At 45.4% G+C, this 18,303-nt stretch carries 19 protein-coding genes; 8 read left to right on the top strand and 11 right to left on the bottom strand.

Annotated elements, in window-relative coordinates; genetic code table 11:
• Positions 1 to 400: 400 nt before the first annotated feature.
• The 3 genes from RIC07_RS13145 to RIC07_RS13135 form a co-directional block, all read right to left on the bottom strand.
• Entirely contained in the window at positions 401 to 1,108 is a 708-nt protein-coding gene (locus tag RIC07_RS13145; protein ID WP_446394927.1) for a DUF928 domain-containing protein, read from the bottom strand.
• Positions 1,109 to 1,340: 232 nt separating this feature from the next.
• A complete protein-coding gene (locus tag RIC07_RS13140; protein WP_446394926.1) occupies positions 1,341 to 3,680 on the bottom strand; it encodes a CHASE2 domain-containing protein in 2,340 nt (779 codons plus the stop codon).
• Between the two features lie 275 nt (positions 3,681 to 3,955).
• A complete protein-coding gene (locus tag RIC07_RS13135; protein ID WP_446394925.1) occupies positions 3,956 to 5,296 on the bottom strand; it encodes an AAA-like domain-containing protein in 1,341 nt (446 codons plus the stop codon).
• A gap of 469 nt (positions 5,297 to 5,765) precedes the next feature.
• Between RIC07_RS13135 and RIC07_RS13130 the strand changes: the two genes are divergently transcribed.
• The 7 genes from RIC07_RS13130 to RIC07_RS13100 all read left to right on the top strand — a co-directional run bounded on the left by RIC07_RS13130 (position 5,766) and on the right by RIC07_RS13100 (position 10,213).
• The gene (locus RIC07_RS13130; protein ID WP_446394924.1) at positions 5,766 to 7,475 is read left to right on the top strand and encodes a DUF7453 family protein; all 1,710 of its coding nucleotides are present in this window, start codon (positions 5,766 to 5,768) and stop codon (positions 7,473 to 7,475) included.
• Between the two features lie 227 nt (positions 7,476 to 7,702).
• On the top strand, positions 7,703 to 8,188 hold the full coding sequence (locus RIC07_RS13125; protein WP_446394923.1) for an XDD3 family exosortase-dependent surface protein: 486 nt from the start codon (positions 7,703 to 7,705) through the stop codon (positions 8,186 to 8,188).
• Positions 8,189 to 8,201: 13 nt separating this feature from the next.
• On the top strand, positions 8,202 to 8,267 hold the full coding sequence (locus tag RIC07_RS13120) for a hypothetical protein (RefSeq protein ID WP_446394952.1): 66 nt from the start codon (positions 8,202 to 8,204) through the stop codon (positions 8,265 to 8,267).
• Between the two features lie 144 nt (positions 8,268 to 8,411).
• On the top strand, positions 8,412 to 8,630 hold the full coding sequence (locus RIC07_RS13115) for a hypothetical protein (protein WP_446379432.1): 219 nt from the start codon (positions 8,412 to 8,414) through the stop codon (positions 8,628 to 8,630).
• Positions 8,631 to 8,884: 254 nt separating this feature from the next.
• Complete coding sequence (locus RIC07_RS13110; RefSeq protein ID WP_446365699.1) at positions 8,885 to 9,109, top strand: hypothetical protein; 225 nt, start codon at positions 8,885 to 8,887, stop codon at positions 9,107 to 9,109.
• Between the two features lie 83 nt (positions 9,110 to 9,192).
• Positions 9,193 to 9,891, top strand: coding sequence for a sugar transferase (locus RIC07_RS13105; RefSeq protein ID WP_446394922.1), 699 nt, complete (start codon positions 9,193 to 9,195; stop codon positions 9,889 to 9,891).
• Positions 9,892 to 10,039: 148 nt separating this feature from the next.
• Complete coding sequence (locus tag RIC07_RS13100) at positions 10,040 to 10,213, top strand: ChaB family protein (RefSeq protein ID WP_446394951.1); 174 nt, start codon at positions 10,040 to 10,042, stop codon at positions 10,211 to 10,213.
• A gap of 162 nt (positions 10,214 to 10,375) precedes the next feature.
• Here the strand turns inward: RIC07_RS13100 and RIC07_RS13095 are convergent, their stop codons facing one another.
• The 3 genes from RIC07_RS13095 to RIC07_RS13085 form a co-directional block, all read right to left on the bottom strand.
• Positions 10,376 to 11,179 carry a hypothetical protein gene (locus tag RIC07_RS13095; RefSeq protein ID WP_446394921.1) on the bottom strand — a complete coding sequence of 268 codons (804 nt, stop codon included), beginning with the start codon at positions 11,177 to 11,179 and terminating at the stop codon, positions 10,376 to 10,378.
• Positions 11,180 to 11,260: 81 nt separating this feature from the next.
• Entirely contained in the window at positions 11,261 to 12,382 is a 1,122-nt protein-coding gene (locus RIC07_RS13090; protein WP_446394920.1) for an RRXRR domain-containing protein, read from the bottom strand.
• Positions 12,383 to 12,848: 466 nt separating this feature from the next.
• Positions 12,849 to 13,115, bottom strand: coding sequence for a hypothetical protein (locus tag RIC07_RS13085; protein ID WP_446394919.1), 267 nt, complete (start codon positions 13,113 to 13,115; stop codon positions 12,849 to 12,851).
• A gap of 323 nt (positions 13,116 to 13,438) precedes the next feature.
• Between RIC07_RS13085 and RIC07_RS13080 the strand changes: the two genes are divergently transcribed.
• Positions 13,439 to 13,636, top strand: a complete 198-nt coding sequence (locus tag RIC07_RS13080; RefSeq protein WP_446394918.1) for a DUF2283 domain-containing protein — start codon at positions 13,439 to 13,441, stop codon at positions 13,634 to 13,636.
• A gap of 122 nt (positions 13,637 to 13,758) precedes the next feature.
• On the opposite strand, the gene RIC07_RS13075 is transcribed toward RIC07_RS13080, so the two are convergent.
• The 5 genes from RIC07_RS13075 to RIC07_RS13055 form a co-directional block, all read right to left on the bottom strand.
• Positions 13,759 to 14,400, bottom strand: coding sequence for a Uma2 family endonuclease (locus RIC07_RS13075; protein ID WP_446394950.1), 642 nt, complete (start codon positions 14,398 to 14,400; stop codon positions 13,759 to 13,761).
• A gap of 150 nt (positions 14,401 to 14,550) precedes the next feature.
• Complete coding sequence (locus RIC07_RS13070; protein ID WP_446394917.1) at positions 14,551 to 15,615, bottom strand: fatty acid desaturase; 1,065 nt, start codon at positions 15,613 to 15,615, stop codon at positions 14,551 to 14,553.
• Positions 15,616 to 15,810: 195 nt separating this feature from the next.
• Positions 15,811 to 16,059: a hypothetical protein gene (locus RIC07_RS13065; protein ID WP_446380674.1), complete on the bottom strand. Its 249-nt coding sequence runs from the start codon at positions 16,057 to 16,059 to the stop codon at positions 15,811 to 15,813.
• 226 nt (positions 16,060 to 16,285) lie between these two features.
• On the bottom strand, positions 16,286 to 16,801 hold the full coding sequence (locus tag RIC07_RS13060) for a methyltransferase family protein (RefSeq protein ID WP_446394916.1): 516 nt from the start codon (positions 16,799 to 16,801) through the stop codon (positions 16,286 to 16,288).
• A gap of 16 nt (positions 16,802 to 16,817) precedes the next feature.
• Positions 16,818 to 17,480 carry a class I SAM-dependent methyltransferase gene (locus RIC07_RS13055; protein ID WP_446394915.1) on the bottom strand — a complete coding sequence of 221 codons (663 nt, stop codon included), beginning with the start codon at positions 17,478 to 17,480 and terminating at the stop codon, positions 16,818 to 16,820.
• Positions 17,481 to 18,303: the final 823 nt, after the last annotated feature.

The following is an 18,303-nucleotide window of genomic DNA, read 5'->3' as shown; positions in this document are numbered from 1 at the left end:
TAGATTATTAAACGGTTATTGGCAGAATTTAGTACCGCCTAACCCACCCTACAATAACTACGGGTGACAAATGAACCACTTTCTCAAAGTCCGCCTTTTTAAGGGGGATTTAGTGGGATCTCAATGTTAAGGATTGGTGGGTTACGGCTGATAGATTATTACACGGTTATTGGCAGAATTTCGTACCGCCTAACCCACCCTCCCATAACTCCGGGTGACAAATGAACCACTTTCTCAAAGTCCCCCTTTTTAAGGGGGATTTAGGGGGATCTCAATGTTAAGGATTGGTGGGTTACGGCGGATAGAGGATTAAACGGTTATTGGCAGAATTTAGTACCGCCTAACCCACCCTACAATTAAACAAAGGACAAAGGACAAATGACAAATGACAAATGATCAATTAATCATCTATCGCTTCAACGTCACCCGCGATCGCACTTTGTGGTAAATCCTCTAAACCCATTGATTTTAATAGGGTTTCCCAGGTTGAGGGGAGGGTACGAAGCTGGGAGATATCCTGGGGCAGATCATACCAAAGATTATGTTCAATTAATAGGTCAATCTGCTGGGATAAAGGCGCTTGCTGTATCTGCGTCTCTAAGTCTTGGTTATCTAACCGTTTTACCCATCCCTGATGCCAAACGCGATCGCGCATGGATGATCCGGAGGATGTACAATAGAGCATGAGTTTCCAGGTGTAGCGTTGATTTTGGGCTAAGGGGGGCGCGGTTTTGGGTAAACTAATCTGAATTAAACCGGGGGTTTGGGGTAGAGAAAATTCCTGTCGGTAGATGGTATTTTGTTGTTCGTCTTCTAGGGTAAATTTACCGGAATGGAGGCTACTTGTTTGATAGGGAATGTAGAACCAAAGGGTAGGATATCCGCTAAGCGTGTAGCCTGAAAATTCGCTATTAGTCAGGGGTAATAAGGGGGTAAAGGGTTGATCGGTTTTCTCACAGGAACCCCGAGTTCCACCGGGATTTCGTTCTTCGGCGGGTTCACTGTCTGGGGGTTTGGGTGGATTATTGGTAGTAGGTTGGGTTTGATTGGTTGGGGTGGAGGTGATGAGAATTAAGGAAAGAATGAGTGGAAGGTTTGGGAAAGTCATTGTTTTTTTCTCCGGGTTTGGGGTTGGGTGGTTGGGTGTTTTTTTAACGCAGAGGGGCGCAGAGGTTAACGCAGAGGGCGCAGAGGGGTAGGCGTAGTTGATGTTCTATGGATTTGGGTTGGGGTTGGGTTGATTTTCATGGGTTTGAGGTTGGGTGGTTGGATGTTTTTTTAACGCAGAGGGGCGCAGAGGTTAACGCAGAGGGCGCAGAGGGGTAGGCGTAGTTGATGTTCTATGGATTTGGGTTGGGGTTGGGTTGATTTTCATGGGTTTGGTGTTTAACTGTGCATAGGTTGGTGATTAGATGGGCAAAAATAGAGGGAGTTAGGGGAAGGTAAATATGAAGGGTGATAAAAATAATAAAGCTAACTCCTCCAATGCTAATCAGGATAATTCCACTGGCGATTCCTCGATAGATTAAGCGGGAAATATGCCAGTTAATTAGTCCGGCTGATAACGCCCAAGTTCCAATCCAAAGACTTTCTATCCACCAGGGGGGAAATTGAAGTAGGGGACGTTTGTTTGTAACAGCGCTAATCAGTTGACTGATTTTATGGGCGTGAAGGTGTAAGCCGCGAATCTCTTGATTGTCTGGTGTTTTAAAGTAATCCTTGACGCTGGGATCGGTAACGCCAATTAATATGATTTTGTCTTTAATTAAGCCGGTATTCACTTGATGATTGAGTACCTGAGTTAGGGTGACAGTTGGGGCAATTTCCTGGCTGCGGCGATAGTTAAGCAGAATTTGGTGTCCTTTGACTTGGGAGGTGGTATAAAATCCAGGGTGACTATTCAGAATATTGAAGCGAATTCCGCCAATTTGCCATTGTTTGGCGGTGGGAAAGTCAACAGAAAAGTCCTGATTCTGTAAATAACGCAGGGCGATTTGGGAACTAAACGCATAGTAGGCGGAACAGTTGGAAGGTTGAGGCGGATTCATCGCTAAAAGATGACGGCGAACAATGCTATCGGAATCGGTAATTACATCACTGAATCCTAAACGCTTGTCGGGAATTTCTGGTGGTGGTGAGATACCTTCGGGATCATTCTGATTGGGATGGGTACAAATCGGAATCACGCGATCGCGCGTTTTGAGATACTCAATTAATTCTGCTTGACCTTTGCCTTCAGGTCGGTCACGATAGATATCTAAACCGATAAGTTGGGGCTGATATTGGTCTAAGGCTTGTAATAATTGCCGCATTGTGCGATCATGCAGTGGATATTCGTTGCCTAAGTTGGCGATATCCTGGCGAGTAATCTGTACCAGCAACAACCGTTGATCCGGTTCCTCCGACTGACGCGATCGCCCAAACCAATCAAACGTTTGGAATTCCCAAGATTGCCATACGCCAAGCGATCGCATTCCCATCACTAATACCGTTACCCCTACCGTCGCGGCGATTACCCGCCACCGGGGAAGGGATGGCGAGGGAGAGGGAATCGGCTGAAGCTGTTGATTCACCCAATGGCGATCAAAAACAGAGGCGTAAATCCGATTCGCTACCTGTAACTGTCCCCCCCGCTTCACCACTAACCCCGATAACTGTAATTGCTGCTGCAAATAATTCTCATCAGCCGGAACTTTTTTCCGTTTTAGTATCCGGTGATACAGCATTAATAACGGTTGACTATCTTGATGTCCAGACAAGACGCGATCGCGAATCGTCCGCAGATGTTCAGGATTATCCTGAGACAGCCAGTTATCGAGAATGTGCGATCGTACCACCTGATCCACCAAACCAGTAGGTAGGGTATGGGGTGTAGGGTGTGGGGTGTAGGGAAGCATTTGTTCCCTTTGTTCTCCTACCGCCTGACACACTAACCGACATACCTTTTGCGTCAGAAACGGTTGTCCTCCTGTCCAATTTAATATAGCTTGAAGTACCGCATCAGGATGACGAACCTTTCCCTGTAATCCCCCAACTAAAGGTTTAGCCTCTTCCCGCGTAAACCCCTTTAACTCAATCGCCAAACTATCAATATTAAACGGCGTGCGCTGATTATCCGCAATCAAATCCGATGGCGTCGCCACTCCCAACAACGCAAAGGTTAAACGCTGGTATTTCGGCTGACTTGCCCGTTTATTATAACAAGTGCGGATAAAGCCAAACAGATCATCTTTAAAGTCTAAATTCAGAATACTATCGATTTCATCAATAAAAATAACAATCTTACCCGCAACCCTTCCCAAAACCTCCTCATCCACGAACTTACTGAACCGATCAAAGGGAGATAAATACTCATACCGATACCACCATTCCGCCTCATCTAGATCCAACTCAAACCCACTCACCAAATGACTCACCATTGTGCCATAAAACTCCTCCTGATTAATTTGAAAACTACAGATATCCCGCATTTCCATTTCCACACAAGCGAACCCCTGATCTTGCAGGCGTTTCATCGTCCGCACCAACAAACTCGACTTACCCATCTGCCGAGAATTCAGCACATAACAAAACCGCATCCCCTTCAATCCCAGATAAAGTTCTTGATCCGCCGCCCGAACCACATAATTCGTCGCCTCCAGGGGTAAAGCGCCACCTACTTGATAGTCGTCATTTGTCATTTGTCAAAACACTGATTTCACGGATTTATTGGAGAGATTGGGGTAGGGAGGTGAGAGGTTAGTTGCACTGATTACACCGATAAATTGGTTGTCTATCATTTGTCTTATGTCTTATGTCATCTAATCCTAACTATCGAACCCAAGCCCATCTCCACCCCCCTAAAACTTGGCAACCCATCCACTCAACCCCTCTGCGTTCCTCTGCGTAAACCTCTGCGTTCCTCTGCGTTAAAAAACCACAACCTCTCTCCCCACAGAATCCAATCAAACAATCCCTAACCCCCCGATTCAATCCGACTCTCAAAATACTGACGAAATAACTCATAACGAGGACTAACGCCATCCCCTTCCCATCGAACCAACCCCAAATTCTCCAAAACATCCGCCACCTCTGGATTCAATCTTACCGGATGATTAACACCAACAACCTGATTAAAAACCGCCACTAACTCCGGTAATTGATGTAACTTTTGTTCATACATCAGCAAATAATCCCGATAAATTCCCCTAGGAGTCGCCGCCATTACCAACACCTCCTCCAATGTGACCAACTTTTGCCCAATTTGCTTAATCGCCTCTTGCACCAAATAAGGCTGTCCCCCCACCATCGCCATTAACCGATTCACCTGATCCCCTTGCCAATCCAATCCATAGTGTTGCGCCAACTTTTGCACCTGTTCCCGACTCAATTCCGGTAACGTGATCGGAAGTCCCGTATTAAATGGCGACTGATTAATATCCAGTTCGCGATAATCTTCCGTATATACTAAAACCTGGCGCAATTTCCCCCAAATTGGGCGCGTTTTCGCATCCTCATGTCGCGTTCGCAGCATCCCTAAAAACTCTCCCGCGATTTCTGAATAGGGAAAAATTCGATCCACTTCATCTAACCCCAAAACCAGACAACTGTCTCCCGGTAACAGATGCTTTTCAAAATACGTCTTACACTTATTCTTACTATTGCCAATACTCCGCTGCCAATGTTCAGCCACTGGATTATCTGACAATGAGTCTTGGTTCAGACTCAGCGTCACACTGGTACAGAACCATTGCAGAAATCGATTCAAATCTTGAAAATCCGTCGCCGTTGCATCCCGCAGATTCAAACTCACTGCGCGATAACCCTGATCCGCCGCATAATTCAACACCCGTGACATCAACTCGGTTTTCCCCATCTTCCACGGCGCTTTAATCCGCAGCAAACATCCCGGCTTCAGGATTTCCCGGTAACAGGTAGGCAGAATCCCCGGTTCAATATAACTATCTTGGCAAAGAGGAGACGCGATCGCACGGGAATCTGTCTCTGGATTCCTCAGTTGTTCTCCATGCTGTTGATATCGCACATACTCCCGCTTTAACCAGTCTCGCAAGCGCTTAAATTTCCCCTTTTTCTCCGTATTCAGCGCCGGACAAGAATGGGCAAATGTCGCATAAATTCGTCCCATTCGTCGTTGCAGCGTCGCCTCACTGATATGTAAATTGTCAGCAATTTTGGCATCAAGTTCTGCCAAATTGCGTTCCGCAAAGCGGAGACAGAACACCCGTCTCTCATCGGCATCAAATATACCCTGATAATCTGCAATTTGTTGTAAAAATGTATCCCACGACATAAACATTTATAGGTATTCAATAGTCATCCAAATTGTAGGGGCGCACGGCGTGCGCCCAATTTAATTGTCCAATCTATTCCACAATTTTAGCTGGGTCAGTCCGCCATCATGTGTTAGCATTCGCGCAGCGTTACCGAAAGACAACATAACGCACTCTGACTCTATTCCACTAGGATATCACTTATAATCCAACGCTGAAAATGAAGGTGGCTTGAGTCAGCAATGCAAACGTTTATAGCGAAGACAGCGCAACGATTAACAAAGAATTCATCACTAATATTGATACCTTCTGATAGCTTGTGATACCTTTTGATAGGTTTAAAACAAACCCTCACAATTCTATCTGATAGCTAGCTGTGGGTTCAAATTCAAAATAAACCGATTTAATAGACTTATAAGCAAAATACAACCATCTGATCGATCAGACCTATTTTCCAGTTATCTCAACTCTCTCAGAATTTTCAGGAGTACGATTATGCTGAAATTCAAACCCATTCTTTCTCTTACCGTAGTCGGACTATCTCTCAGCCTACTTACCAGTGGTAAAGCCTCAGCCTTCAGCTTCAATTTTAGCCCAATAGTAGAAACTAGCGATTCATTCAGTTCCTTTACCAGCCTCGGATCAGGACTCGGTACCGCAGGCGGAAATAGCGGCTATAAGTTGTCCAATGACTCCAACTATCAAAACGGAAAAGGACTGGCAATTAACAATAATGGTCAAGTCGTCTTTTTTGCCGAACTCAAGTCAGGAGACCAAGGAATCTATGTTGGTACGGGTGTCAGCGCCCCAGAAATCATTGTTGACAACAAATCTTACTCTATATTTAGCAGTTTTGGTCAGGGACTATCCCTTAATAATGATGGCACAGTCGCTTTTTTTGCCGATGTCGATTCTGGAGGACAAGGCATCTTTACCAGTAATGGTGTCAGTAACACTCAACAAATTGCCCATACAAGCGCAACCTATAGTAGCTTTGCCCCTGGATTATCTCTCAACGATAATGGCACGGTTGCCTTTCTTGCCAATCTCGATAGTGGAGCGCAAGAAATATTTACCAGCGACGGCAATAAAACCATCCAAATTACCAACTGTATAGGTGCTGGCTCATCCGAGCAACAATGTCCTCTCTCCAGTAGTATGCTTGATCCTCTTGCACCTGACATTAATAATCAGGGAATGGTTAGCTTTGTGAGTCACTACGGTGTCTTTACAGGGGATGAGAATGGCAACTATTTGATTGTTTCCGATCCCACTAACTTTTGGAATGGTTCATATCGGGAAGCCAACATCAATGACCAAGGAGAAGTCTCAGCCTTTGCCCACAATAATGGTGCAGGTCAAGTCATTTTTAAAACGAATGGCATTAATGGTGAATTGATTACCGGGAACAATTATGATGAGTTAGAAACACCCGATACATTCTATAATATTGGTACCAGTTCTATCAATAATAAAGGACTCGTCGCTTTTATGGGAAATCAGGTCGTTGAAGGGTCTAGCGTCTTTAGCAACCAGGGCAAAGGTATCTTTGTAGGTAGTAATGCAGTCGAGGATAAAGTTATTGGTATTGGCGATACCTTACTCGGTTCCACTGTAGTCGATTTAGCCATGGATCGGCAAAGCCTGAGTGATGATAATGAGATTGTCTTCTGGGCAAAAATGGAAGATGGGACAGAAGGAATTTACCGCGCCAATAACATCGCTGACTCCCAATTTAATCCTTTACTTCCGGATAGTACCTTGGATGGAGTGTTCCGATTTATTGACGTTATTGGCGGAAAATGGTACGACCCACCCTCTGCCTATGGCTTCCGCTACGAAATGACCGGGGATTCTTTATTTACCTCAATTTTAAACTTCCCGGTTGGCTTTGAAAATCCCTTCACGGTATCTGTAGGAGATACAAATCTGGGTGAATTTCTACCTGGAGACAGTATCGATTTTGTCTCGCTTTTGGGTGGTGGTGTTTCTGAGTTTACGATTACCGGACTCAATGTTGATCCCACCAATCCCACAGCGTTCCCAATTAAACTAGACTTTGATACGGATACCGCGAGTTTCGATATGCACGCACTCATAGAGGAAGACAGTCAGAACGTGCCTGAACCCGTTTCTGTATTCAGTTTGTTCGCATTTGGTTCAGGTGTTGTACTACTGCGTAGACGGAAAGCACAGCAGGTGTAGGGGCGGGTTTTACAACTATCTTATCGGTTGCACCCAGACGTAACTAAACCCGCACCTGCCAACGTTTTTTTGACAGATATACCGTAGGGTGGGTTGAGCGAAGCCGAAACCCACCAGCCTACCAGTCAGTAACATGGATCTATACCTATTGAAGCTTGGCTAGAGTTCTTTATAGGTAAAGGCACAAACAAATAACCAACAAAAGCTAAAAACTTGAAGGAGAAAAAATGTTGAACTATACCGCAAAACTTTCTATTTCTGCTCCAATCATCCCTATCGCCACCGTATGTGGTTTGCTATTTGCCACAGGCGAATCCGCTCAAGCTGCTACGTTTGCTCTCAATGAAGATACTACTGTTGATACATTTACCGAATGTGTCAACGATGGTATTGCCCTCAAAGTTGGCAAAAATCCCGTTGATGAATCAGGATGGCAATATGCGATTGATTCATTTAATGATGGCGTGGATGGATTGCAAGTTGGTGGGGATGGTAATCCCTATGAAATTTACAGTTTAGCGCTGAAGGAAACGGAGGATAGCCTTTTTGTGGCGATTAATGCCAATATGCCGTTAACAGGTGTTGATGGAACCAATGCTGATGATGGAAACATTGGGTGGGGGGATTTGTTCTTCAATTTTACCGATCAAGATTTCACCACGGCGAATAATCAAGGGGATTTGCGATCGCGGTTACTGTACATCCGTCCCTGAACCCTCTGCTGGCTTGGGTTTAGCCGCCCTCGGCTTAATGATTGGCGTCAATCATCTCCGCAAGCGTTACTCGGCGTAAAATCCAGACGCAGCAAAGGGTACAGCTATTGGCAGATAGGAGTGCGTTCGAGAAGCGTGTCCGCCAGACGTATCGCGACTTCACTCATTGCTTAAATGCTCAACATTTTACATCTGTCAATAGCAAGCTTTGGGAGCAGGTTTTATGGCAACCTCAAGACGGATTCAAACCTTATCTATCGCTATAATTGAAGTAGTTAGTGCTGGACTCAATACAGTCCGTATTCCGCAACTAACACCAACTATTTTCAGTCCAAGCACACCGTTTAATTTTCAGCATGAGACGGAACAGACAGCCAATCAACCCGCTCGGAATATTTGCCCATCTCGCCCGACTCTCCCCTGTGCAGCACAACCCCGATAGATAAGAAAAGAAAAGGAAACAGGAACGGTGAGGGACGAATCATTACAGAATAAAACCCAATTTTCTGTACTTTTTACTACATTTTTGCCTGAATTTTGTCCGGATTGCCCAAGCTGGCGATCCACTGAATACAGAGTTGGCGATTAACTTTGTAAAGGTTTGTTACAAAATCCTGACTATGTGCGTAAATGGGAGGAATGAACCCAGAGTAATAGTTAGAAAGTCAATTCACTGTCAACCAATCCAGGAAACTTATGTGGAACATCATTTTCATCGGATTAATCCTCTTTTACCTAGTCATGCTACCGCTTTTCTTCACACGATGGCTAGGCTTTTTACAACGTGAGGAAAACCTCTCTCCCAAAGCCCAATTTCACTCGCTCATGTTTTTACTTCTTGCCGCTATCCTGTGGCCCCTAGTCGTTCCCATCTCTTACCTAGAACTATTAGAACGCCAAGAACAGCTTCAGAATTTTTGACCAACCGGAGTATCACCTTTATTTCTGACACCGCATCAATCACTATTACCTCTCAAGTTATCTGAATTGAAGGAACAAGTCCAATGACTGCATTTACCCTTAACCCCAACCGTTGCGATGAAGACTACATCCATCAGCCATCACTCTTCAATAATCAGACATTAATTTTTTCGCTTCATCCTTCAACCTATTCCATTTCTAAACGCTGCATCGATATTATAGGATCTCTAATCGGACTTCTGATTTTCGGGGTTCTTTTTCTCCCCATCGCCATTGCTATTAAACTCGATAGTCCCGGCGATATTTTCTATAGTCAAACCCGCCACGGACTTTATGGAAAACCCTTCAAAATCTGGAAATTCCGCTCAATGATTTCCCAAGCGGATGCCCTAAAATCCCAAGTTCCCAATCAAGTCCAAGGACACCTGTTTAAGAATGACAATGACCCCCGCATCACCCGTGTGGGGCGTTTTCTGCGCGGAACTAGCTTAGACGAATTTCCACAATTTTGGAACGTTTTAATCGGAGACATGAGTTTAGTTGGCACTCGTCCGCCTACCCACGATGAAGTAATCCATTACAACCCCCACCATTGGCAGCGATTAAACGTAAAACCGGGGATCACAGGCGAATGGCAAGTCAAGGGGCGATCGCAGGTACAGGATTTTGATGCGGTGGTTGCTCTTGATTTAAACTATCAGAAACAATGGCATCCTGGGTATGATTTAATGATTATTTGGAAAACAATTTCCGTTGTTTTTACCCGACTCGGTGCCTGCTAACGAACAGAAGGCAGAAGGTATAGATGTAAAGTACGACACAAAAAATCCTCGAAAAAAGCATCTTAAACTCTAATTTCTTAGTAATTTTCCTTCCTGCTCAGCTTCAGGTTATAGCTGGGTTAGTTTTTCGTAGTCTAAACTCCAGTCAATTAGTCTCACTATTAATAGCGCATCTCGCGATGGACTCAACGATAACCAAGCCCATCAAGTGGCATGGAATTCGGTTAAAAACAGCTACGAACAGAGTGAACATGGTCAATGGCAGCACAAAGCCGAAGGTGGTGCTGGTATCAGCTCTACAGGTACGATGCCTGGTGCCTAATTACCTGTATCCTCTACTTAGATGATGTAATAGCGAAGCATTTGGGTAATAGCTGAGGAGCAAAAACTCAGATTCTATGCCCATGTTTCGTTCTTTCCCGTAGGAAGTTGTAGGTTGGGTTGCAGCAACGAAACCCAACCTATCGTTTACTCAACTGATGCTCTAATCGGCACTGGCTACCAAGCCATTGCCACTACCAACATATTTAATCACTTCAACGCCATTTTGTTCCAAAATCACCAGCGGTTCCTTATTTGTACCTAATTCAATACGCTTAACCTTTACTGCGCCATTCAACAAAGAATCCCCCGCCCGCACATAGCGGCTGGTTGTGTTCGCTGACGCCTTGACAATTGCATTCCATTGTCCCTCAAGCTGCATCACACCACTCACTTTTACCGCATCAGCCAGTTCAGTAGAAGGGGCGGGCGGTTCCTCAATAACGGTTGTCTCGCTAGGCGCTGGAGACGGTTGAGGCTTGGGTTCTTGAGTTTTAGGGGCTGGGGGTTCAGGTGATTTTTCGTTCGCGGCGGGAGTGGGAGAGGATTTAGTCGGAGAGGGTTGGCGTTTAGGTTCTGAAGTTGGGGAAGGTTGAGTTTTGGCTGGAGTTTCAGACGCTTTTGGCTGGGAGGGTTGCGTTTTAGCTGGTTGAGGCTGAGTCGGTTGAGTTGTCTTTGTCGGAGTAGACTGTTGATTCGGTACAACCTTAACCGTACTAAACGGATCTTGACGCGCTTTAGCAACAGGTATCTCAATCAATCGGCTCGACGGAATCAGTCCGGCTGGCGGTGGAGGAACTAGGGTTTTGCTTTGATTGTTAGCAGTTTCAGCTTCAGGTTGTATCGGGGCTGTAGCTACAGACGATTCAGGTTGTGGGGTTTGACTGACTTGGTTATTTTGACGGGTGCAGCTACTGACGAGCAGAGCAACTAGACCTAAACCAACGATCCATCGCAACTTATTCATCGCTTTATCTCGTGAGACCCCAACCTCAGCGATCGAAAAGCGTGCGCGTAGCGCTTCCATCAGGTTGGGGAGGAACAGAGGTCAAACCGTGCCACTCACTTCGACTTCGCTCAGTGTGGTGAGGTTTGACAATCCAACTGTTGATACCAGTCCGGTATTTCGCTGCAACAATTGGACTTTTTTGGCAGTGAACTGTCCCAACCGTTTCCAGTTAGCGTCACTCACCGAAACTTGGGTTTTGGTGTCACCGGAAACATAACCGTAGGAGGTGATACCCGCTTTTTCAGCCTTGACATAATCGCCCTTCCTTAAGCCGTGACGGGTGACTGTTCCGCCATAGCCGCGCCGCAGCCCTCCCTTACCGGGAACCATTAGGTGTAGTTGACGGCGGCAAATTGGGGGACGGCGAATTATCGCAAACTGGCAAGGTGTTACCGCTATTCCACCTAACCATCTGCCGCTTCTGCCCTTGATCTGGCGATACCATAAGAACTGGGAAGCGGCTAGGCAGATGCCATCAACAGCATGGGCGGCGGGGGACTCCTCAGCCTTATTCTTGGCTTTGGGTAAACCCAAGTATTTTCTCAGGTTTGAAGTGTGCCATCCCTCTTGAGTGTGGACGGTATAACCCGCTTGGCGTAGCTGCTCAATCTGCCAATATTGACCGACCATGGTAGGGCCGAACCCTTTGTCCCCTCTGGCTTTAACCACCTCTACTACCACATCGGTGAATGGGTAGATTTTGCCCAGCTCTTGCACGACCCGAAAGGCAAGCTGCTTATTAGCCCGGATGCTGGGGGGTATCTTATGACCTTTGCGGTTATCGAACCTGTTTTGGCGGTGGTTGCGTTGGCTAAAGGGAAGTTTGCGGTTAATCCGTCGCCCTCGCCTTCCCCGTCGCATCATTGCCCTTTGGCTCATCCGCTTGGTCACAGTCTTAAACGGTAGATTGAGGTGGGCAAGGAATAGGGTAGCGCCCCTTGACTGGACAGCAATTCCCGTAAACAATTTACCAGGGTCGATCCCGGTCACAATAGCCTGAGTGTTTCTGCTCGATGGTTCCTCAACTAATTGGACTTGAAAGATACCTAAGTCGTTGTGTACTACCTTGGCTTTCCCAGCCTTTAACCACCGTCGAACACGGCTGGCTTTGGCTGGCATTAATGGCTCACCATCTGGTGATAGAACAGGTACACGAATCATGGGTATAAGCCAAAGAGTGTGTAAGTTATCAGTCCCCTCGACCGCCACCAACAAAATGTCCTTTCTTCAAGCGCCTATGACAAGTAGGCTTACATATAGTCCGGACTAGGGAAGCATCCGGAAGTGTGTATCAGTTGGTGGTTCAATGGCGCTATTCAGCTCTTACGTTGCCAGACTTGTCCCTGGCAATCCCTAACCTCAACGAAGTAGGTTAGGGTTGCTGAAGGCGATTACCTGAGTTCTCTTTCTATAAGAATAGCCTTTCTTAAGAAATTAAGCCGCAGTTAGTTGATCAAAAATGGGAACGAGACTAGGTTTCTGAACTTAAGCTGAAACATAAGTACCTCGACATAAACTTTTTTAACGAAGTTAAGGATTGTAAACACGCTCAATTCCTTACTGTTCCCTGTTCCCCTATCTCAACCGTAAACTTTAATTTTGTCCAACTACTGAGGTGATATCTCGGCTATAAACCAACCAAATCAGCATCAACGCCCCTATTATCAGATCCTGTCAGATAACATACATCAGCCGTTCCAGAATGGCTGGAGTTGGAGAACTCTTGAGGTGTGGCTTTGTTCTCAACGTCAGTGTTCTGGTGACTGGGTAAACCACTTTGTAATTCCAGAGCGATCGCGATCCACTCCGATAGAGAAACACCAACACTGTCAGCTTGTCGCTTCAAGGCTGCATATACTTCATCACTCAGTTCTAGCTTGACAACTTGGCTCACGGCTATGTCCCTCAACGATTGCTATGTAACCCTAGAGTAACATTTCCAAAAAATTCATGGCTTGGATTGATACCCAGCTTTTGCTATCTGAAATTTTTCCTAGACGGCTTTTAAATTTAGTGGCGGTTGCAGGGTGGCAATTGGGGTAACTTGCTCTGTTGGGTTTCGGCGAGTCAACCCAATCTACATCGGCGCGATCGCACATTCACTTCCACATAATAGAACGACCAAGTACAATTTTCTTTACTTCTTGAATATTGTCTACCGAGAATACGAATCATTCATTGTAGTTATCACACTATATCCAGGTAGAAGAAGTCGTTATGAAGAAAGCTAAATACAGTAAAGATGTCGATGCCCTTCTGATTGAGCTATCCGATGATGATATTGCTTATGCAGAAGATGAAGGACAAGTAATTCTTCACTACTCAAATAATGAAAAGTTAGTGTTAATTGAAATTTTAGATTTCAAGCAGTTTATGTCTCAACAGATTATTGCTGAACTTATTTCAATGTCTTGATTGACTTTACACAGAAATATAAAATCTAAAAGGTTTACTGGATAAAAAAATTAGTCGGTTTCAACCGACTTGAGCTATAAGCCAAGAACTTGAGTTCTTGGCGGCGGGTAACATGGGCTTACTCAAGCTTGAAACTGCGACAACAACCAAGCGCTAACTTTACCATGATTCATTTGCCGACTACGCCGAAAGGCTTCTTCCAATAGAGCAATCTCTAAACCAGGAAACACCTGAGACTGGTAAATTCGCCGACTCCCGCCATTTTGAATCTCAAAGGCGATAACCTGAACATTTTTGACATCAATAATCCAATACTCCCGAACTCCCAAGGATTCGTAGAGGAGACGTTTTTCTCCTTTGTCATCAGCTAAAGAAGAATAGGCAACTTCAATGACTAAATCCGGGGGTGGGTAGGTATCGAGATTGATAATCGTCGCTTCCCAAGGGACTGTTTCCGCTTTATCACCGACATAAAATGAGACATCCGGTTGGGCTTCCTCACAGCCTGTCTTACGATACGTGCAGTTATCATGACCATCAAAGTCAATGTCTCGAATACTGGCAAAGAGGGCAATCGCAGCAATAACAATGAAATGGTCGCGGGAATGGGGGTTACCAAGTGGAGACATCTCTAGCCTCATGCATCCGTTGTAATAATAGCCTTTCGCTTTTTCGTAGGCTGGATCACTGATTGCCTGAAGGTATTCGTCCCAAGTTGCATTGACCCAGGTATCGGTTGGTAGTTTGGCTTGCAGTTGACTCATGACGACCTTGCTGATGGCTCGCGATCGCTGATATTGTAACTTAATACGAATGGCACGTTCCTTAAGGATGGTGGGCAATGCCCACCCTACTACTTAATACCAGATCCCCGACTTCTTCAAGAAGTCGGGGATCTCAGAGTTTACTCGGTATTAATTGTCTCCAGCCAAGGCTTTTCGATAATCCTTAAACGACTGATAGCACTCCTGTTGACTATAGAGGTGACATTGGTCGGTAATCTGTTTCATCAACGACCAAGAAAAACGGCATTCACGCAATTCATCCCCCCAATTTTCCTTGAGAATCCGATGCGCTAACCGCAAATTATAGGACGGAATCGCACTGGAAATGTGATGGGGAATGTGAACATTAATATCGTGGCAGAGAAACTCTATCCAACGGGGATAATCACAGTGAACTGAACCAAATAGTTGAGCTTCCGCCTCATTCCACTCCGGTTCTGGGATAAAGGGAATATCGGGTGCTGTGTGGTGAACAATGGTAAACGTACTCATCCAGAAATGGTACACAATCCAGGGCAGTAGCCAGAATTTGATCACTCCCCACACACCTACTGTGGCAAAGAGTAAAGGAAATGCAACAGCAGCAAAACCGATAACCAACAACGCGGAAAACTTGACTTGAGAACGCTGTTTCCCCTGGAAATTCCCCCAGTTAAAATGCAGTAAAGCCCAGTGGAACATCGAACCAATCCACCACAATCGACCTCGGGTTAGTTGGTAAAACAACTTAACTACAATCGGGTGGCTGGCATAATACTCTATAGTAAAAGGTTGCCATGCATTATCTTCGCCAAGCTTATTCGTGTGGGTATGATGGTGGTTATGGAGAATGCGCCAGCTATGAAAGGGATAAAGTAAAGGTAAAAATGCCAGGTGTCCCACCAAATCATTCACCCAACGGCGATTGGCAAAGGAACGATGACCACAATCATGACCGATCACAAAAAAGCCGGTCAATGCTGTACCCGTGAAAATCCATAATAGCGGTAAACAAAACCAGGGCGCGATCGCTAAACCCCCATAGCCTATACTCACCATTACAATACTCACCAGAACCACTGTCCAGGCTTTGCGACGGTTTTTCACAAACACTTCACGCGGTAACGTTCGCAAAATGTCTCTTAACCGTAAGGTAGTCGTCACCCTTGTCATCGAGTAAGGGGAATTTTGTTCTTTGATTGTCGATATAGTCATGAAAGAATTTAATACATGAGATGTTGATGAATTGCGAATAGTCAGGCAAAAAAAATCCTGCCCAGCCGTCTATTACTGGCAGATAGAAGGGTATCTCCTTGTGCTTATCCGTCAGAGTTGACAAAACTTAGCACCCCAAGAATGAGTTCTGGGGTGCAAAAACAGCATGAATCAAACCAAACACTACTGTTCCCCTTAATTATTGGCGTCGGATTGCGCCGCAGCCAACCGTTGTTTTTGGAGGATTTGGAGCTGCTGCAATAGTGAATCTACTTCTGCTTGCAAATGTAGATACTTGACTTGCTGATCAGCCTGGTAAATCGACTTCATTAATTTTATCAGGCGTTGGTCACTCGTGCTGGTTACCATCCCGCGATCGCTCTCGGTTGCAGCTTCCCGATTCGGGTTTGGTGGACAGACTACACTAGATGAACGATTTAGCATTCGTTAAATAGTTATTTTTACTTACTCACACCACAGGCTATTGTATCTTGAACATCAAGTTTTGTTGCATCATATAGGTCAATTTTATGACTGGCTGAGGTATTCATTATGAAAGCCAACAAGCTTGATAAGCTGGAACCCCCATCTGTCAAGTGTTTTCCTCTCGCTCTTGCAAATAACGTTAGCCCGGATGGGAAGTCGGCTTTGACCGTGATAACACAGCCCTTTAGTATAAACCAGGAATCAGTTTTTTGACTCGCTGTTGATAGTCGGTGTATTCCGGATACTTCTGAGTTAACCAAGTTTCTTCCCGTCTAGCTTTGATATCCAAGAAAATCAAGAGGATCACCGTCGCTATCAGGTGGGAAAGACTTAGCTGAAAGATTGCCCAACCCAAACCAGCAAACACTAAACTGCTGTAGAGGGGATGGCGCACCAGACTGTAAACACCCGATCGCACCAGTTGTCCGTCATCTTTGGGATAGGGTAGAGGGGTGAGATTCTCTCCTAAATCCTGTAGTCCTTTGAGAATAAAGACTAATGCCGTTACCTCTAATCCGATGAGGAAACCCCAGCGCAGATAAAACAGAAGCGGAGTGTTAATCACCCAACTACTGGGACGGTAAACGGGTAGCAACAGGAAACCAATAATTAGGATAGCCTGTAGCAACACCAGGTATTCGCCACGTTTACCCTGCTGCCATTCCCGCGTAAATCCCCAATCTCGTAAACGTTGCATCATTGGTGATAACTCCTGGTTAAACTCCCTGTTGGTTGTCTTGACGTTGGGCGATGACGGCGTAGAAAGGATCACCCCCACCAACCCCTAGCATCTGGAACAAACTGGGAACTGGAGAAGAACGGGCAATCACTTCGGGAGTAGCAAATCCGGGTATCGACTGAAAATAACGCTTGACAAGTTGCACGCGACTGGCTTCAGTTCCGTCTCGCCATGCCGCGATCGCTTTTTGGAAGAACATGCGGTTGGAAAAGCTGATAATGGCGATACCACCGGGTTTGAGGATGCGGTGAATCTCCTGAAACACGGCATCAGGGTATTGGAGGTACTGAATCGAGACACAGTTAAGAACCGCATCAAACTCTTGATCGGGCAACGGTAACTGAGGATTTTTATTCAGATCCTGGACAAAATAATGATTTAAGCGGGGATTGCGTGCTAGTTCCTGTTCATTCATCCCATGTCCCTCAACATGGGCGAATTCCATGTCATCGGGCAAGTGGGATACGTGACTACTCATCATATCCAGGATGCGAGTATGGGGTTTCAGGCGTTCTCTATAGAGTTGAGTGAGTTGATCCAGAAACCCAGCATCAACATGGGTGACAAAGCGAGGGAAGGAGTAAAACAGGGTATCGTCGGTATCGTCTAGTTTTGTCCGTTGGTTGGATTGCAGCAGCATAGTCGTTAGCGGAAAATAGGATGCTATCTCTTAGTTTAAGAAAAATTACGGAATGTTAAGGATACGCATCCCATGACTGTTTACGGTTGTGATCCGATCGCCTTTGATATCATGTCCGTCCAAACAGTCATTATTCCCTTGTACCTTGCAACCTTCCTCCTTCCCTTCTGCCCTCTGCCTTCTGCCCTCTGCCTTGTCTCCACCGATAGTGTAAGTATTCCACCGGACACGATATGAGGGGTTACAGGTCAGCGTTATTGGTTCCACGAACCGAACGGCTAAGTAGTTTCCCCGTTGCGGTTGAGATTAGGGAACAGGGAACAGAGAACAGGGAACAGTAAGGATTTGAGGATGATTTACTTGCACTTAATACAGCACCGTTTTCTTTTGTCCGACTACTTATGTTCTGTGGAATACAGTTTTTTGACAATAAGAAACAGGCTAGGCTACGGCAATGCCTATCCGTGTAAACTTAAGGCTGAAACCTTTACTTAATAAGAGATCCCCCCTAGCCCCCCTTAAAAAGGGGGGGACAAGAAATTACATCAAATCTGGTTAAAAAATATCACTAAAAACGGCTAAAACATACCTTTTCAAGTAACAGCATCTGTGTATAGCAACCGCCACAAAGGTTAGGATACTAAACTTGCCTCAAAAAAATACACGGCATTAATTTTATGCCTTAATCTGAAGTTCCCCTTTGACAAATAGCTACACTGTATGCGTATCCCGGCTTAGGGCGATTTGACTTTCGGGTTCACTGGGTACAAATCAGGCTAACGCCCAATAAATCTAAAGCTTTCCTTTGCACAGGAGTCGGTTC

Source organism: Coleofasciculus sp. E1-EBD-02, from assembly GCF_040218245.1.
Classification (GTDB): Bacteria; Cyanobacteriota; Cyanobacteriia; order Cyanobacteriales; family Coleofasciculaceae; genus Coleofasciculus.
The sequence above is the reverse complement of the archived record's forward strand: the minus strand, read 5'-3'. Positions and strand labels throughout refer to the sequence as shown.

Coding starts and splice junctions, on each gene's coding strand:
- RIC07_RS13145 (WP_446394927.1), bottom strand. CDS start 1,108: ATGACTTTCCCAAACCTTCCACTCATTCTTTCCTTAATTCTCATCACC.
- RIC07_RS13140 (WP_446394926.1), bottom strand. CDS start 3,680: ATGACAAATGACGACTATCAAGTAGGTGGCGCTTTACCCCTGGAGGCG.
- RIC07_RS13135 (WP_446394925.1), bottom strand. CDS start 5,296: ATGTTTATGTCGTGGGATACATTTTTACAACAAATTGCAGATTATCAG.
- RIC07_RS13130 (WP_446394924.1), top strand. CDS start 5,766: ATGCTGAAATTCAAACCCATTCTTTCTCTTACCGTAGTCGGACTATCT.
- RIC07_RS13125 (WP_446394923.1), top strand. CDS start 7,703: ATGTTGAACTATACCGCAAAACTTTCTATTTCTGCTCCAATCATCCCT.
- RIC07_RS13115 (WP_446379432.1), top strand. CDS start 8,412: ATGGCAACCTCAAGACGGATTCAAACCTTATCTATCGCTATAATTGAA.
- RIC07_RS13110 (WP_446365699.1), top strand. CDS start 8,885: ATGTGGAACATCATTTTCATCGGATTAATCCTCTTTTACCTAGTCATG.
- RIC07_RS13105 (WP_446394922.1), top strand. CDS start 9,193: ATGACTGCATTTACCCTTAACCCCAACCGTTGCGATGAAGACTACATC.
- RIC07_RS13095 (WP_446394921.1), bottom strand. CDS start 11,179: ATGAATAAGTTGCGATGGATCGTTGGTTTAGGTCTAGTTGCTCTGCTC.
- RIC07_RS13090 (WP_446394920.1), bottom strand. CDS start 12,382: ATGATTCGTGTACCTGTTCTATCACCAGATGGTGAGCCATTAATGCCA.
- RIC07_RS13080 (WP_446394918.1), top strand. CDS start 13,439: ATGAAGAAAGCTAAATACAGTAAAGATGTCGATGCCCTTCTGATTGAG.
- RIC07_RS13075 (WP_446394950.1), bottom strand. CDS start 14,400: ATGAGTCAACTGCAAGCCAAACTACCAACCGATACCTGGGTCAATGCA.
- RIC07_RS13070 (WP_446394917.1), bottom strand. CDS start 15,615: ATGACTATATCGACAATCAAAGAACAAAATTCCCCTTACTCGATGACA.
- RIC07_RS13065 (WP_446380674.1), bottom strand. CDS start 16,059: ATGCTAAATCGTTCATCTAGTGTAGTCTGTCCACCAAACCCGAATCGG.
- RIC07_RS13060 (WP_446394916.1), bottom strand. CDS start 16,801: ATGATGCAACGTTTACGAGATTGGGGATTTACGCGGGAATGGCAGCAG.
- RIC07_RS13055 (WP_446394915.1), bottom strand. CDS start 17,480: ATGCTGCTGCAATCCAACCAACGGACAAAACTAGACGATACCGACGAT.